Raw genomic sequence first — 12,168 nt, forward strand, 5'->3', positions numbered from 1 at the left:
CGAGAGGCCGATCGCGGCCGTTGAAGGAGAGTAACGCATGAGTTGGAGCGCGCGGCTGGATCGCGTCGAGCCCTTCCGGGTGATGAGCTTGCTGGAGGTGGCCCAGGGCCGGGAAGCCGCCGGTCATGATGTGATTCACCTGGAAGTCGGCGAGCCCGATTTCGCCACTCCGGAGGCGGTGGTGGCGGCGGGGCAGCAGGCCCTGGCCGCGGGGCAGACGCGCTATACGCCGGCGGCGGGCCTGCCGGCGCTGCGCGAGGCTATCGCCGGCCACTATGCCCAGCATTTCGGGGCCGAGGTCGACCCGGCGCGTATCCTGGTCACCCCCGGCGCCTCCGGGGCCCTGCTGCTGGCTAGCCAGTTGCTGGTGCAGCGCGGCGACCGGGTGTTGATGGCCGATCCCACCTACCCCTGCAATCGCCACTTCATGGCCCTGGCCGAGGCCGAGCTGGATACCGTGCCGGTGGGGCCGGCGAGCGGCTGGCAGCTGGATGCCGCGCTGGTGGCCCGTCACTGGCGCGACACCACGCGCCTGGCGATGCTGGCGACGCCTTCCAATCCCACCGGCCATATGCTCGATGCCGACCAGTTGGCGGCGGTGGCCGCGGCAGTCGACGAGCGTGGCGGGGCCCTGCTGGTGGACGAGATCTACCAGGGGCTGACCTATGGGGTCGAGCCGGTCTCGGCGGCGGCGTTGGCCCCCGAGGCCTTCGTGGTCAACAGCTTCTCCAAGTATTTCGGCATGACCGGCTGGCGCCTGGGCTGGCTGCTGGCACCGGAGGCGGCGGTGGAGCCCCTGACGCGGCTGGCCCAGAACGTCTTCCTGGCCGCCTCCACCCCGGCCCAGCACGCCGCCCTGGCGGCCTTCACCCCGGCCTGCCTCGATGAGCTGGAGGGGCGCCGCCGGGAGCTGGAGCGGCGCCGCGACGCCCTGCTGGCGGGGCTGGCGCGCCTCGACCTGGCCCCCTCGCTGCCGCCCCAGGGAGCCTTCTATGTGTGGCTGGATATTTCCCGCTACAGCCGCGACAGCCAGGCCTTCTGCCGGCGCCTGCTGGAGGAGGAGAACGTCGCCATCACCCCGGGCATCGATTTCGCGGTACGCGGCGGCGAGCACCATGTGCGCATCGCCTTCACCACCTCGGTGGCGCGCCTGGAGGAGGCCCTGAGTCGCCTCGAACGCTTCCTGGCGCGATTATGATGAGCGATTTCGCCCCTGACCCCGGGCAGCCCGAGTCGACGTTACAAGCCACGCTTCCCGGCGCGGCTGTGATGACGTATCCCACCCTGACGCCTGGCCTCCTGCGCCGGCGCTACAAGCGCTTCCTGGCCGACGTGGAGCTGGCCGATGGCTCCCTGGTGGTGGCCCACTGCCCCAATACTGGCTCCATGCGCGCGGTGAACGTGCCGGGCTGCCGGGTCTGGCTGGCCGCCAGCGACAACCCCAAGCGCAAGCTGGCCTGGACCTGGGAACTGATCGAGCTGCCCCAGCCGGAGGGCGACACTGCCTTCGCCTCGGTGCATACCGGGCGGGCCAATGGCATCGTCGAGGCGGCGCTGCGCGAGGGGGTGGTCGCTGAGCTGGCCGGCTTCGCCGAGCTCAAGCGGGAGGCGCGGGTGGAGGGGGCGCGCCTCGATTTTCGCCTGAGCGATGACCAGGGGGCACTGACCTATGTGGAGGTCAAGCAGGTGACCCTGCGCGAGGCCGATGGCGGCGGCTACTTCCCCGACGCGGTCAGCGAGCGGGGCCGCAAGCACCTGGAGGTGCTGGCGGGCCTGGCTGCGGAGGGGCATCGGGCGGTGCTGCTGTTCTGCGTGGCCCACACCGCCATTCCCTCGGTGGCCCCGGCGGCGCACCTCGACCCGCGCTATGCCGAGACCCTGAAGCGGGTCGCCGAGGCGGGGGTCGAGGTACTGGCCTATGGCTGCGAGGTGGTCACCGAGGCCGGGGTGCCCCGGGACATTCGCCTGGCCAGGCGGCTGCCGGTTTATCTGAGCTAGCGATATCCCTTGGGAGCGCGGCGGTCCGGCGTCCCGGTTCCGCTGATCTGACGTCTCGGCGAAATCGCCCGAAGGGCGATCCGGAAAACTTTGGCGGTCACCAAGGGCGACTGCGTCGCCCAATCGTCCGGGGAACCCGAACTCCCACAACACCAGCGCCCCTACCCGTGCTAGAGACCGCCCAACCTATGGTGGGAGCGCGGATTCCGCGCGATATCGCCCGAAGGGCGATCCGGAGGGCTTTGGCGGTCACCAAGGGCGACTGCGTCGCCCATCGTCTGGGGAACCCGAACTCCCACAACACCAGCGCCTCTCCCGGCACCAGTGGCCACTCAGGCTGCTGTGGGAGGCTTTATGCTTCTCCTCAAGCCGCTACCGCGCTCCGACGCCTCGGCGGCAGGCGCGATTCACTCGGCCAGATGGATCTGGCCGTTGTCGTCGATACGGATCGCCACCGGCGCTAGTTGCCGGCCCTGGCAGGGGCCGAAGACGCACTCGCCGTTCTCCGGCAGGAAGAGGGCGCCGTGCATGCTGCACTGGATCAGCTCGCCGCCGGGTTCGAGGAAGACATCGGGCTGGAAGTCGAGGCCGATGCCCTGGTGGGGGCAGCGGTTCTCGAAGGCGGTGATGCGGCCATGCACCCGCACCAGGAAGGCCTCACGGCCGTCCGGCAGGCGCAGGCCCAGGGCTCCGGTGGTGTCGAGCGCTGAGCGGTGGGCGATGGCGGTCATCAGCGATCGATATAGAAGCGTTGCATGAAACCCACCTGGGCGGGGTCGGCGTTGCGATCGTAGCTGACCTCGAGCTCGAAGCGCATCGGCTCGTCCTCCTGGATGCGGAAGGTGGCCAGGTGGTAGATCGCCTCGCCGTCGCGCACGGTGCGGAACGACAGGTTCTGCAGCTGGCCGGCCAGGTTGCTGACCCGGCCATTGACCCAGGCGTTCACCGGGCGGGTGGTGCCGTCCTCCTGTTCCTCGAGCACGCTGACATTGAGCAGCGCCATGACCTGGCTGCGCTGGATATTGTGGGCCGCGGCCACCTCCGGCGTCAGGAAGCTGGTGTTGATGGCGTTGTAGTGGATCTGGTAGTTGCCGACCCGTTCGAACTGCTGGGCCTGGGCGGCGCTGGCTCCTAGCCACAGCAGCAGGCTGGCGACGATCCAGGCGCCGAGTCTCTTGGCCTTCATGAGTTGTCCTCTTGTCTGGTCTTCGGCTTAACCGCCGGGGCCCCGGCTGACCCGGAAGATGGCGGTCTCTCCACACAGGTTAGGCCACAGTCGCGAGGTCCAGTGCCCTTCGTGGTCGCCGTTGCCCACCGCACGGTCGCTGATGATCAGACCCTTGTCGCGGCACAGGCGTTCAAAGTCGTTGAAGGTCGAGAGGTGGATGTTGGGGGTGTCGTACCAGGCGTGGGGCAGCGACTTGGAGACCGGCATATAGCCCTTGAAGCCCAGGTAGAGACGATGCCGCCAGTAGGCGAAGTTGGGGAAGGTGATGATGCACTCCCCGGCCACCCGCAGCATCTCGTCGAGCATCAGGTCGGGGCGGCGCAGGGCCTGGAGGGCCTGGGTCATGATCACCAGGTCGCAGGCATCATCGTCGAAGTTGGCCAGCCCCTCGTCGAGGTTCTGCTCGATGACGTTGACGCCCTTCTCGATGCAGGCGGTGATGCCATCGGGGTCGATCTCCAGGCCATAGCCGGTGACCTTCTTGTCCCGGGCCAGGGACGCCAGCAGGGTACCGTCGCCACAGCCCAGGTCGAGAATGCGGGCCCCCTCGGGCACCCAGCCATGAATCAGCTTGAGGTCGGCGCGCATCAGTGGGCCTCCAGGTTCAGGTCACGGGCCACGCGTGTCATGAAGCCGGCGAACACCGCCTGGTAGCGGGGCTCCGGCAGCAGGAAGGCGTCATGGCCATGGGGCGAATCGATATTGGCGAAACTGACCGATTTGCCGGCGCGGATCAGGGCATCCACCAGTTCCCGGGAGCGTGACGGCGGGAAGCGCCAGTCGGTGGAGAAGCTCACCACCAGGAAGGGGCAAGTGGCCGGGGCCAGGGCCGCGGCCAGGTCGCCGCCATGCAGCGCCGCCGGGTCGAAGTAGTCCAGCGCCTTGGTCATCAACAGGTAGGTGTTGGCATCGAAGCTGTTGGAGAAGGTATCGCCCTGGTAGCGCAAGTAGGACTCCACCTGGAACTCCACGTCGTAGCCGAAGTTGAAGTCGTCGCTGCGCAGGTCGCGGCCGAACTTGCTGCCCATGGCGTCTTCGGAGAGGTAGGTGATATGCCCCACCATCCTGGCCAGCTTGAGGCCGCGCCGGGGGAGGGTGTCGTGCTCGGCATACCGGCCGTCATGGAAGTCGGGATCGGAGCGGATCGCCTGGCGGGCCACCTCGTTGAAGGCGATGTTCTGGGCCGAGAGCTTGGGGGTGGCGGCGATCACCGCGGCATTGGCCACCCGTTCCGGGTAGTTGAGGCTCCACTGCAGCACCTGCATGCCGCCCAGGCTGCCACCGATCACCGCGGCGAAGCGCTGGATGCCCAGGCGGTCGGCCAGGCGCGCCTGGCTGTGCACCCAGTCGGTGACCGTCATCATCGGGAAGTCGGGGCCCCACTGGCGGCCGGTGGCCGGATTGTGACTCAGCGGCCCGGTGCTGCCGTGGCAGCCACCCAGGTTGTTCAGGGAGACGACGAAGAAGCGCTCGGTGTCGATGCTCTTGCCGGGGCCGATATGCGCATCCCACCAGCCGGGCTTGCGGTCGTCGGGGCTGTGGTAGCCGGCGGCATGATGGTGGCCGGAGAGGGCGTGACAGATCAGCACCGCATTGCTGCGTTCGGCATTGAGTTCGCCGTAAGTCTCGTAGACCAGTTCATAGCTGGGCAGGGTGCGGCCGCAGGCCAGCTCGAGAGGCGCATCGAAGTGCGCGGTCTGCGGGGTGACCAGGCCGACCGAATCGCGGGGTAGCTCGGGCATGGGGTCCTTGGTGTCCAGTCGTATCGTTATGTTGCCGAAGGGCGTGCCGCCACGGCGGGCGGCATCCGCCTTACAGGCCGACCAGGCGGCCGGAGATACCGGCGGCGCGGGTCAGCGAACCTACTACGATACCATCGATGATGCTGATGCCGATGAACACCACGATGGGGGAGAGGTCGAGCATGCCCAGCGGCGGAATCACCCGGCGCACCGGGGCCATGATCGGCTCCACCAGCTGCATCACCAGCAGGGCGCCGGGGTGGCTGGCGTTGGGGGCCACCCAGCTGAGGATGATCATGGCGATCAGCGCGAAGAAGTAGATCTTGAGGATGGCGTTGGCGATGGCCGCCACGGCGCCGATGGCCACGCCGGCCAGTGGTGGCATGCCGATGCCGGCGATCTGCAGGATGGCGATGATGCTGATCGCCTTGATCACGAAGGCGGCCCCCAGGGTGGCCAGGTCGAAGGGCCCCACCGGGCGCAGGAAGCCCTGGAAGAGACCGACCACCGGCTGGGTGATCTTCACCACCGACTGGCTGATGGGGTTGTAGTAGTCGGCCCGGGATGCCTGCAGCAGGAAGCGCAGCATCATCAGGAAGAGGTAGATATTGATCAGGGTGTTGACCAGCAGCAGGCCGGCGCTTCCCACTTGACTGCCCATAGAAGGGGCTCCTTGTTGGCTGAATGCGAATGGCGGCGTTACTGGCCGAGTTCCTGGGCCATCTCCCGGGCGCGGGCGGCGCAGGCCTCGGTGGCCTCTTCGACGATGCGGCGCAGCTCGGCGTCCTCGAAGCTGTGGATGGCGCGCTCGGTGGTGCCCCCCGGCGACATCACGTTCTGCTTGAGGGTGGCCGGGTCCTTGTCGCTCTGCTGGGCCATGCGTGCCGCCCCATAGGCGGTCTGCAGGGCCAGGCGGCGGGCGCTGTCGGCGGGCAGGCCGAGGCGCACGCCGGCGGCTTCCAGGGCCTCGAAGAACAGGAAGAAGTAGGCCGGGCCGCTACCGGAGATGGCGGTGACCGCCTCCAGCAGGGCTTCCTCCTCGACCCACTCTACCAGGCCTACCGCTTCCAGCAGGCCGGTGGCCAGCTGGCGCTGTTCCTCGCTGACTCGTGCATTGGCGTAGAGGCCGGAGGCGCCGGCGCCCACCAGGGAGGGGGTATTGGGCATGCAGCGAATCACCGCCAGCTCGCCGCCCAGCCAGGTCTCCAGGGTCTCGGCGGAGAGGCCGGCGGCCACCGAGACGATCAGCGGCTTGCGGGCCTGGATGGCATCGCGCATCGCCTCGCAGACGCCGCGCATGATCTGCGGCTTGACCGCCAGCACAACCACGTCGGCGTCGGCGACCGCCTGGGCGTTGTCGGTCTCGGTACGGATGCCATAACGCTGGCGCAGCGGCGCCAGGTGGTCGTCGCTGGGTGAGGTGGCGGTGATGGCGGAGGCGGGGTAGCCGCCCTCGATCATGCCGCCGAAGATGGCACTGGCCATGTTGCCGGCACCGATGAACGTCACTTGGCTAGCCATAGGGAATCGATTCCTCTGCGTGGGGCCCAGGTGGTCGCCTAGGGCCGGGGTGTCTTGGGGCGGGCGCCGAAGATCGCCGTGCCCAGGCGGACCCAGGTGGCCCCCTCGGCGATGGCGGCCTCCAGGTCGTCGCTCATGCCCATGGAGAGGGTATCCAGGGGCGCCTCGGGGAAGCGTTGTCGCAAGTCTTCCAGGGCCTGGCGCAGCCTGGCATAGGGAAGGCGCTGAGCCTCGAGCCCCTCGGCGGGGGCAGGAATCGCCATCAGGCCGCGCAGGCAGAGCCCCGGCAAGGCGACGACCGTTTCGGCCAGGGTCGGCAGGTCGTCGAGGGTGACGCCGGCCTTGGTGGCCTCGTCGCTGATATTGACCTGCAGGCAGACGTTGAGCGGTGGCAGATGCGCCGGGCGCTGTTCGGAGAGGCGCCGGGCCAGCTTTTCCCGGTCGAGGCTGTGCAGCCAGGCGAAATGCTCGGCCACGGCGCGGCTCTTGTTGGATTGCAGGGGGCCGATGAAATGCCAGACGAGATCGGGCAGATCGGCCAGGGCTTCCTGCTTCTCCAGGGCCTCCTGGAGGTAGTTTTCGCCGAAATCGCGCTGGCCGAGTCGATAGGCTTCACGCACCATCAACGCGGGCTTGGTCTTGCTGACCGCCAGCAGCCGCGCCGTTGCGGGCTCGCGACCGGCCTGGGCCAGGGCCTCGGCCAGGCGTCGATTCGCCGCTGCCAACGACTCGGAAAGCGCAACCTCTGTCATACTGATACACGTCCTTACAATTAGGAGCAGGGAACAGGGGGAATCGCATGGATATTACCGAACTGCTGGCATTCTCGGCAAAGCAGAACGCCTCGGATCTGCATCTCTCGTCGGGATTGCCGCCGATGATCCGGGTGGATGGCGACATCCGTCGCCTCAACGTGCCCGCCATGGAGGATCGCGAGGTGCGCAAGCTGGTCTACGACATTCTCAACGACCGGCAACGCCGCGACTTCGAGGAGCACCTGGAGACCGACTTCTCCTTCGAGGTGCCGGGGGTGGCGCGTTTCCGTGTCAATGTCTTCAACCAGGGGCGCGGCATCGGCGCCGCCTTCCGCACGATTCCCGCCGAGATCATGACCATGGAGGACCTGGGGCTGGGCGAGGTCTTTCGCCGCCTGGCGCTGATGCCGCGTGGCCTGGTGCTGGTCACCGGGCCCACCGGCTCGGGCAAGAGTACCACCCTGGCGGCGCTGGTCGACTACGTCAACGAGACTCGCTACGACCATATCCTGACCATCGAGGACCCGGTGGAATTCGTCCACCGCAGCAAGCGCTGCCTGGTCAATCAGCGTGAGCTGCATCGCGATACCCATGGTTTCGCCCCGGCGCTGCGCAGCGCCCTGCGCGAGGACCCAGACGTCATCCTGGTGGGGGAGATGCGCGACCTGGAGACCATTCGCCTGGCCTTGACCGCGGCGGAGACCGGCCACCTGGTGTTCGCCACCCTGCATACCACCTCGGCGGCCAAGACCATCGACCGGATCATCGATGTCTTCCCCGGCGAGGAGAAGACCATGGTGCGCTCCATGCTCTCCGAATCCTTGCAGGGGGTGATCTCCCAGACCCTGCTCAAGCGTATCGGCGGAGGGCGAGTGGCCGCCCACGAAATCCTGGTGGCCACGGCGGCGGTACGCAACCTGATCCGCGAGGACAAGGTGGCGCAGCTCTACTCGGCGATCCAGACCGGCGGCAACCTGGGCATGCAGACCCTGGATTCGGCCCTGGCGCGCCTGGTCAGCGATGGCGTGGTCTCCCGGGACGAGGCCCAGGCCAAGGCCAAGGCGATCCTGCCGACCTGAGTCGGCGGCCATTACCCCAACCAGACGAGCGAGGGATAACCCATGACCGCGAACGAATGGCTCGAGCAGTTGTTGCAGATCATGGTGGATAAGGAGGCCTCGGATCTGCTGATCTCGGTGAAGGCGCCGCCCACCCTGAAGATCGCCGGCAAGCTGACCCCCATGGGGGAACAGGGGCTGAGCCAGGCCCAGGTGACCGAGCTGGTGCAGGCGGCGGTACCGGAGAACCAGCGGGTGCGCTTCGCCACCGACCACGAGGCCAACTTCGCCATCAGCCTGCCGGGCAAGGGGCGTTTCCGGGTCAGTGCCTTCCAGCAGCGCAACCAGCCGGCCATGGTGCTGCGGCGTATCGCCTTCGATATTCCCCACCTGGAGGAGCTCTATTTGCCGCCGGCCCTGGGCGAGCTGGCCGAGATCAAGCGCGGCCTGGTATTCGTGGTGGGCGGCACCGGCACCGGCAAGTCGACCACCCTGGCGGCGATGATCCAGCAGCGCAACGAGACGCTGGGGGGGCATATCATCAGCATCGAGGATCCCATCGAGTACGTGCACCCTCACAAGAAGGCGATCATCAACCAGCGCGAGGTGGGCATCGATACCGACTCCTTCGAGGTGGCGCTGAAGAACACCCTGCGCCAGGCCCCGGATGTGATCCTGATCGGCGAGGTGCGCACCCGGGAGACCATGGAGCACGCCCTGACCTTCGCCGAGACCGGCCACCTCTGCCTGGCGACGCTGCACGCCAACAATGCCAACCAGGCCCTGGACCGGATCATCAACTTCTTCCCCTCCGAGCGCCACGACCAGGTGTGGCTGGACCTCTCCCTCAACCTGCGCGCCATCGTCGCCCAGCAGCTGCTGCCCACTCCCCAGGGAGAGCGCCGCGCGGCCATCGAGATCATGCTGCGCTCGCCGCTGATCAGCGACCTGATCCGCAAGGGCGAGGTGAGCGAGATCAAGAATGTCATGGCGCGCTCCCGGGACCTGGGCATGCAGACCTTCGACCAGGCGCTCTATGACCTCTATCGAGCGGGAGTGGTCAGCGAAGACGTGGCCCTGGTGCATGCCGACTCCGCCAACGACCTGCGCATGATGATCAAGTTTGGCGATCCCAACAGCGAAGTGGTGGACCAGGCCAAGAGTGGCAGCGAGCGCTTTAGCTTGCGCTCGGGGGATGACTTTTAGCGTGGCGGTTCAGGCGGCGTAGACCCCGCCCAGCACCCGGGGGCCCTTGGCGCCGGTCACCGAGGGCAGGTTGCCGGGCAGCCCGTTCAGGCGGCGATAGGCCAGCCAGGCGAAGGCGCCGGCCTCCAGCCAGTCGGCGGGCCAGCCCAGCTCGGCGCAGGGCGTCAGTGTCAGGCCCGGGAGTCGGGCCTGGAGGCGACTCAGCAGGTGGGGGTTATGGGCGCCTCCGCCACAGGGCAGCAGCCGGGCGGGCCGGGCCTCGGGCAGGTCCGTGGAGAGCTGCTCGATGGCCAGGGCCACGCTGGCGGCGGTCAGCTCGGCCAGGGTCGCCTGGACGTCCCGGGGCGGCTCATGGCCATCGAGATGACGCTCCAGCCAGGCCAGGTGGAAGTATTCACGACCGGTGCTCTTGGGCGGCGAGCGCCGGAAGTAGTCATCGGCCAGCAGGCGAGCCAGCAGGGCCTCGTCGACACGGCCGCCGGCGGCCCAGGCGCCATCGGCGTCGAAGCGTCCGCCCTGATGGCGCTGATACCAGCCATCCAGCAGGGCATTGGCGGGGCCGCTATCGAAACCCAGCACGGCGGCCGGGTGACCGGTCGGCGGCAGCAGGGTCAGGTTGGCATAGCCGCCCAGGTTGAGCACCAGGCGCCACTCCTCGGGGTGACGAAACAGCGCCTGGTGGAAGGCCGGCGCCAGGGGGGCGGCCTGGCCACCGGCGGCCAGGTCGCGACGGCGAAAATCGGCCACCACGCTAATGCCGGTGAGTTCCGCCAGCCGGCTGGGGTTGTCCAGCTGCAGAGTGTAGGGCGCACCGCCAGCGTGGCCCTCGGGGGCGTGCTCGAGGGTCTGGCCATGGCTGCCGATGGCGGCGATTTCCGTGATAGTGGTGCCGCTGGTCTCGAGCAGTTCGGTGACCGCTTGGGCCTGTAGCCGACAGAAGGTCTCCTCCGCCTCGGCCAGTTCACGGAAGGAAGCGCCCTCGGCATGGCAGAGGCGCAACAGCAGCCTGCGTAGCGTCTCGGGCATGGCCCCCCCCCGGGTCGCCAGCAGGCGTGGTGCCGGGGCGCTGCAGTCCACCAGGGCGGCATCGATGGCATCCAGGCTGGTGCCCGACATCAGGCCGATATATAGCGGCATCTTGGCGACTCCTCGCAGGCTCTCAACGGTGCTGGGCAAGACATGCTAACATCCCGTCCCATTCGTCAAGCTGTTTTGCCGTCAACACCGCTTTCTGTGGAGTAAGGGTACGATGACCGATGTCGAGAGCGCGCTGGCGCTGTTGAAGCGCGGTACCAATGAAATCCTGCTGGAGGACGAGCTGAAGAAGAAGCTCGCCTCGGGGCGCAAGCTGCGTATCAAGGCGGGGTTCGACCCCACGGCCCCGGATCTGCACCTGGGGCATAGCGTGCTGCTCACCAAGATGCGCCAGTTTCAGGACCTGGGGCATCAGATCATCTTCCTGATCGGCGACTTCACCGGGCGCATCGGCGATCCCACCGGCAAGAACGTCACCCGCAAGCCGCTCACCGAAGAAGAGGTCAAGGCCAACGCCCAGACCTACAAGGAGCAGGTGTTCAAGATCCTCGACCCCGAGAAAACCGAGGTGCGCTTCAACTCCGAGTGGTTCAGCGAACTCAATGCCGCCCGGATGATCGAGCTGGCGGCCCAGAGCACCGTGGCACGGATGCTCGAGCGCGATGACTTCGAGAAGCGCTACAAGGCTGGCCAGTCCATCTCCATTCACGAGTTTCTCTACCCGCTGGTGCAGGGCTACGACTCCGTGGCCCTGGAGGCGGACATCGAGATGGGTGGCACCGATCAGAAGTTCAACCTGCTGATGGGGCGCGAGGTGCAGAAGCACTACGGCATGGAGCCCCAGGTGGTGATCACCATGCCGCTGCTCGAGGGCCTGGACGGCGTGCAGAAGATGTCCAAGTCGCTGGGCAACTATGTGGGCGTCGACGAGGCCCCGGGCGTGATGTTCAACAAGCTGGTCTCCATGCCCGACAGCTTGATCTGGCGCTACTTCGAACTGCTCTCGCTGAAGAGTAACGAGGAGCTGGAGGCGCTCAAGCGCGACATGGCCGCCGGCGCCAACCCCCGCGACATCAAGATGGTCCTGGCTCGCGAGCTGATCGCCCGCTATCACGGCGAAGAGGCCGCGGCCAATGCCCACAAGTCTGCCGGTAACCAGTTGGCCGATGGTGAGCTGCCGGAGGACCTGCCGGAGGTGAGCGTCGATTTCGACGGTGCCCAGGCCCCGATTGCCGCCGTGCTCAATCGCTCCGGGCTGGCCAATAACAGTGCCCAGGCCAAGGACATGCTGGGCAATGGTCGGGTCAAGGTGGACGGTGAGGTGGCCCCCCGCGACCTGATGCTCGAGAGCGGCAAGAGCTATGTGATCCAGGCCGGCAAGAAGCGCTATGCCCGGGTAACCATCGCCTGAGGGGCCATGCCCGTTCGCCGTGAACAACGCCCGCTTCCGAGCGGGCGTTGTCGTCTCCGGCCCATGGATTCATCCACAGGCGGTCGGCCTTTTCCGGCTGTGGGTAACTTTCTGGAAAATAGGGCTTGCAGGGGCCACGGTAAATCCGTAAAGTACGCATCCGCTGCCAGCGACGGCCATCGTCACCGGCGGCAATGAGTGGCAAAAGTGCTTG

The 12,168-nt window shown here is 67.3% G+C and carries 13 protein-coding genes; 5 read left to right on the top strand and 8 right to left on the bottom strand.

Annotation, left to right across the window (positions count from 1 at the left end):
* The first annotated feature begins 37 nt into the window (after nt 1-37).
* Together IHD13_RS16360 and sfsA are read left to right on the top strand one after the other, a co-directional pair.
* The gene (locus tag IHD13_RS16360) at nt 38-1,198 is read left to right on the top strand and encodes a pyridoxal phosphate-dependent aminotransferase (RefSeq protein ID WP_195862107.1); all 1,161 of its coding nucleotides are present in this window, start codon (nt 38-40) and stop codon (nt 1,196-1,198) included.
* Between the two features lie 71 nt (nt 1,199-1,269).
* On the top strand, nt 1,270-1,998 hold the full coding sequence (gene sfsA, locus IHD13_RS16365; protein ID WP_195862108.1) for a DNA/RNA nuclease SfsA: 729 nt from the start codon (nt 1,270-1,272) through the stop codon (nt 1,996-1,998).
* A gap of 407 nt (nt 1,999-2,405) precedes the next feature.
* On the opposite strand, the gene IHD13_RS16370 is transcribed toward sfsA, so the two are convergent.
* From IHD13_RS16370 to IHD13_RS16400, 7 genes are all read right to left on the bottom strand, one after another.
* The gene (locus IHD13_RS16370; protein WP_195862109.1) at nt 2,406-2,729 is read right to left on the bottom strand and encodes a Rieske (2Fe-2S) protein; all 324 of its coding nucleotides are present in this window, start codon (nt 2,727-2,729) and stop codon (nt 2,406-2,408) included.
* A complete protein-coding gene (locus IHD13_RS16375; protein WP_195862110.1) occupies nt 2,729-3,184 on the bottom strand; it encodes a DUF4426 domain-containing protein in 456 nt (151 codons plus the stop codon). Before IHD13_RS16375 ends, IHD13_RS16370 begins: the two co-directional genes overlap by 1 nt.
* Before the next feature lie 27 nt (nt 3,185-3,211).
* Entirely contained in the window at nt 3,212-3,814 is a 603-nt protein-coding gene (metW, locus tag IHD13_RS16380; protein WP_195862111.1) for a methionine biosynthesis protein MetW, read from the bottom strand.
* Complete coding sequence (gene metX, locus IHD13_RS16385; RefSeq protein ID WP_195862112.1) at nt 3,814-4,968, bottom strand: homoserine O-succinyltransferase MetX; 1,155 nt, start codon at nt 4,966-4,968, stop codon at nt 3,814-3,816. The genes metW and metX overlap by 1 nt, the downstream gene beginning before the upstream one ends.
* A gap of 70 nt (nt 4,969-5,038) precedes the next feature.
* Complete coding sequence (locus tag IHD13_RS16390; protein ID WP_195862113.1) at nt 5,039-5,629, bottom strand: YggT family protein; 591 nt, start codon at nt 5,627-5,629, stop codon at nt 5,039-5,041.
* A gap of 38 nt (nt 5,630-5,667) precedes the next feature.
* On the bottom strand, nt 5,668-6,489 hold the full coding sequence (gene proC, locus IHD13_RS16395; protein WP_195862114.1) for a pyrroline-5-carboxylate reductase: 822 nt from the start codon (nt 6,487-6,489) through the stop codon (nt 5,668-5,670).
* Between the two features lie 38 nt (nt 6,490-6,527).
* On the bottom strand, nt 6,528-7,241 hold the full coding sequence (locus tag IHD13_RS16400) for a YggS family pyridoxal phosphate-dependent enzyme (protein ID WP_195862115.1): 714 nt from the start codon (nt 7,239-7,241) through the stop codon (nt 6,528-6,530).
* Nucleotides 7,242-7,288: 47 nt separating this feature from the next.
* Between IHD13_RS16400 and IHD13_RS16405 the strand changes: the two genes are divergently transcribed.
* Both IHD13_RS16405 and IHD13_RS16410 read left to right on the top strand, forming a co-directional pair.
* The gene (locus IHD13_RS16405; RefSeq protein ID WP_195862116.1) at nt 7,289-8,323 is read left to right on the top strand and encodes a type IV pilus twitching motility protein PilT; all 1,035 of its coding nucleotides are present in this window, start codon (nt 7,289-7,291) and stop codon (nt 8,321-8,323) included.
* Nucleotides 8,324-8,365: 42 nt separating this feature from the next.
* Nucleotides 8,366-9,508, top strand: a complete 1,143-nt coding sequence (locus IHD13_RS16410; protein ID WP_195862117.1) for a PilT/PilU family type 4a pilus ATPase — start codon at nt 8,366-8,368, stop codon at nt 9,506-9,508.
* Nucleotides 9,509-9,517: 9 nt separating this feature from the next.
* Here IHD13_RS16410 and IHD13_RS16415 read toward each other — a convergent pair whose 3' ends face one another.
* Entirely contained in the window at nt 9,518-10,645 is a 1,128-nt protein-coding gene (locus IHD13_RS16415; protein ID WP_195862118.1) for an anhydro-N-acetylmuramic acid kinase, read from the bottom strand.
* Nucleotides 10,646-10,757: 112 nt separating this feature from the next.
* Here IHD13_RS16415 and tyrS point away from each other — a divergent pair, with 112 nt between their 5' ends.
* Nucleotides 10,758-11,954: a tyrosine--tRNA ligase gene (gene tyrS / locus IHD13_RS16420; RefSeq protein ID WP_195862119.1), complete on the top strand. Its 1,197-nt coding sequence runs from the start codon at nt 10,758-10,760 to the stop codon at nt 11,952-11,954.
* The last annotated feature ends 214 nt before the right edge of the window (nt 11,955-12,168 follow it).

Source organism: Halomonas sp. 328 (genome assembly GCF_015645095.1).
GTDB lineage: Bacteria > Pseudomonadota > Gammaproteobacteria > Pseudomonadales > Halomonadaceae > Bisbaumannia.

What these genes read in the sequence shown, in the direction of transcription:
- proC (WP_195862114.1), bottom strand. Translation starts at nt 6,489, where the DNA reads ATGGCTAGCCAAGTGACGTTCATCGGTGCCGGCAACATGGCCAGTGCC.
- IHD13_RS16370 (WP_195862109.1), bottom strand. Translation starts at nt 2,729, where the DNA reads ATGACCGCCATCGCCCACCGCTCAGCGCTCGACACCACCGGAGCCCTG.
- IHD13_RS16400 (WP_195862115.1), bottom strand. Translation starts at nt 7,241, where the DNA reads ATGACAGAGGTTGCGCTTTCCGAGTCGTTGGCAGCGGCGAATCGACGC.
- sfsA (WP_195862108.1), top strand. Translation starts at nt 1,270, where the DNA reads ATGACGTATCCCACCCTGACGCCTGGCCTCCTGCGCCGGCGCTACAAG.
- IHD13_RS16390 (WP_195862113.1), bottom strand. Translation starts at nt 5,629, where the DNA reads ATGGGCAGTCAAGTGGGAAGCGCCGGCCTGCTGCTGGTCAACACCCTG.
- IHD13_RS16410 (WP_195862117.1), top strand. Translation starts at nt 8,366, where the DNA reads ATGACCGCGAACGAATGGCTCGAGCAGTTGTTGCAGATCATGGTGGAT.
- metW (WP_195862111.1), bottom strand. Translation starts at nt 3,814, where the DNA reads ATGCGCGCCGACCTCAAGCTGATTCATGGCTGGGTGCCCGAGGGGGCC.
- IHD13_RS16360 (WP_195862107.1), top strand. Translation starts at nt 38, where the DNA reads ATGAGTTGGAGCGCGCGGCTGGATCGCGTCGAGCCCTTCCGGGTGATG.
- IHD13_RS16415 (WP_195862118.1), bottom strand. Translation starts at nt 10,645, where the DNA reads ATGCCGCTATATATCGGCCTGATGTCGGGCACCAGCCTGGATGCCATC.
- metX (WP_195862112.1), bottom strand. Translation starts at nt 4,968, where the DNA reads ATGCCCGAGCTACCCCGCGATTCGGTCGGCCTGGTCACCCCGCAGACC.
- IHD13_RS16405 (WP_195862116.1), top strand. Translation starts at nt 7,289, where the DNA reads ATGGATATTACCGAACTGCTGGCATTCTCGGCAAAGCAGAACGCCTCG.
- IHD13_RS16375 (WP_195862110.1), bottom strand. Translation starts at nt 3,184, where the DNA reads ATGAAGGCCAAGAGACTCGGCGCCTGGATCGTCGCCAGCCTGCTGCTG.
- tyrS (WP_195862119.1), top strand. Translation starts at nt 10,758, where the DNA reads ATGACCGATGTCGAGAGCGCGCTGGCGCTGTTGAAGCGCGGTACCAAT.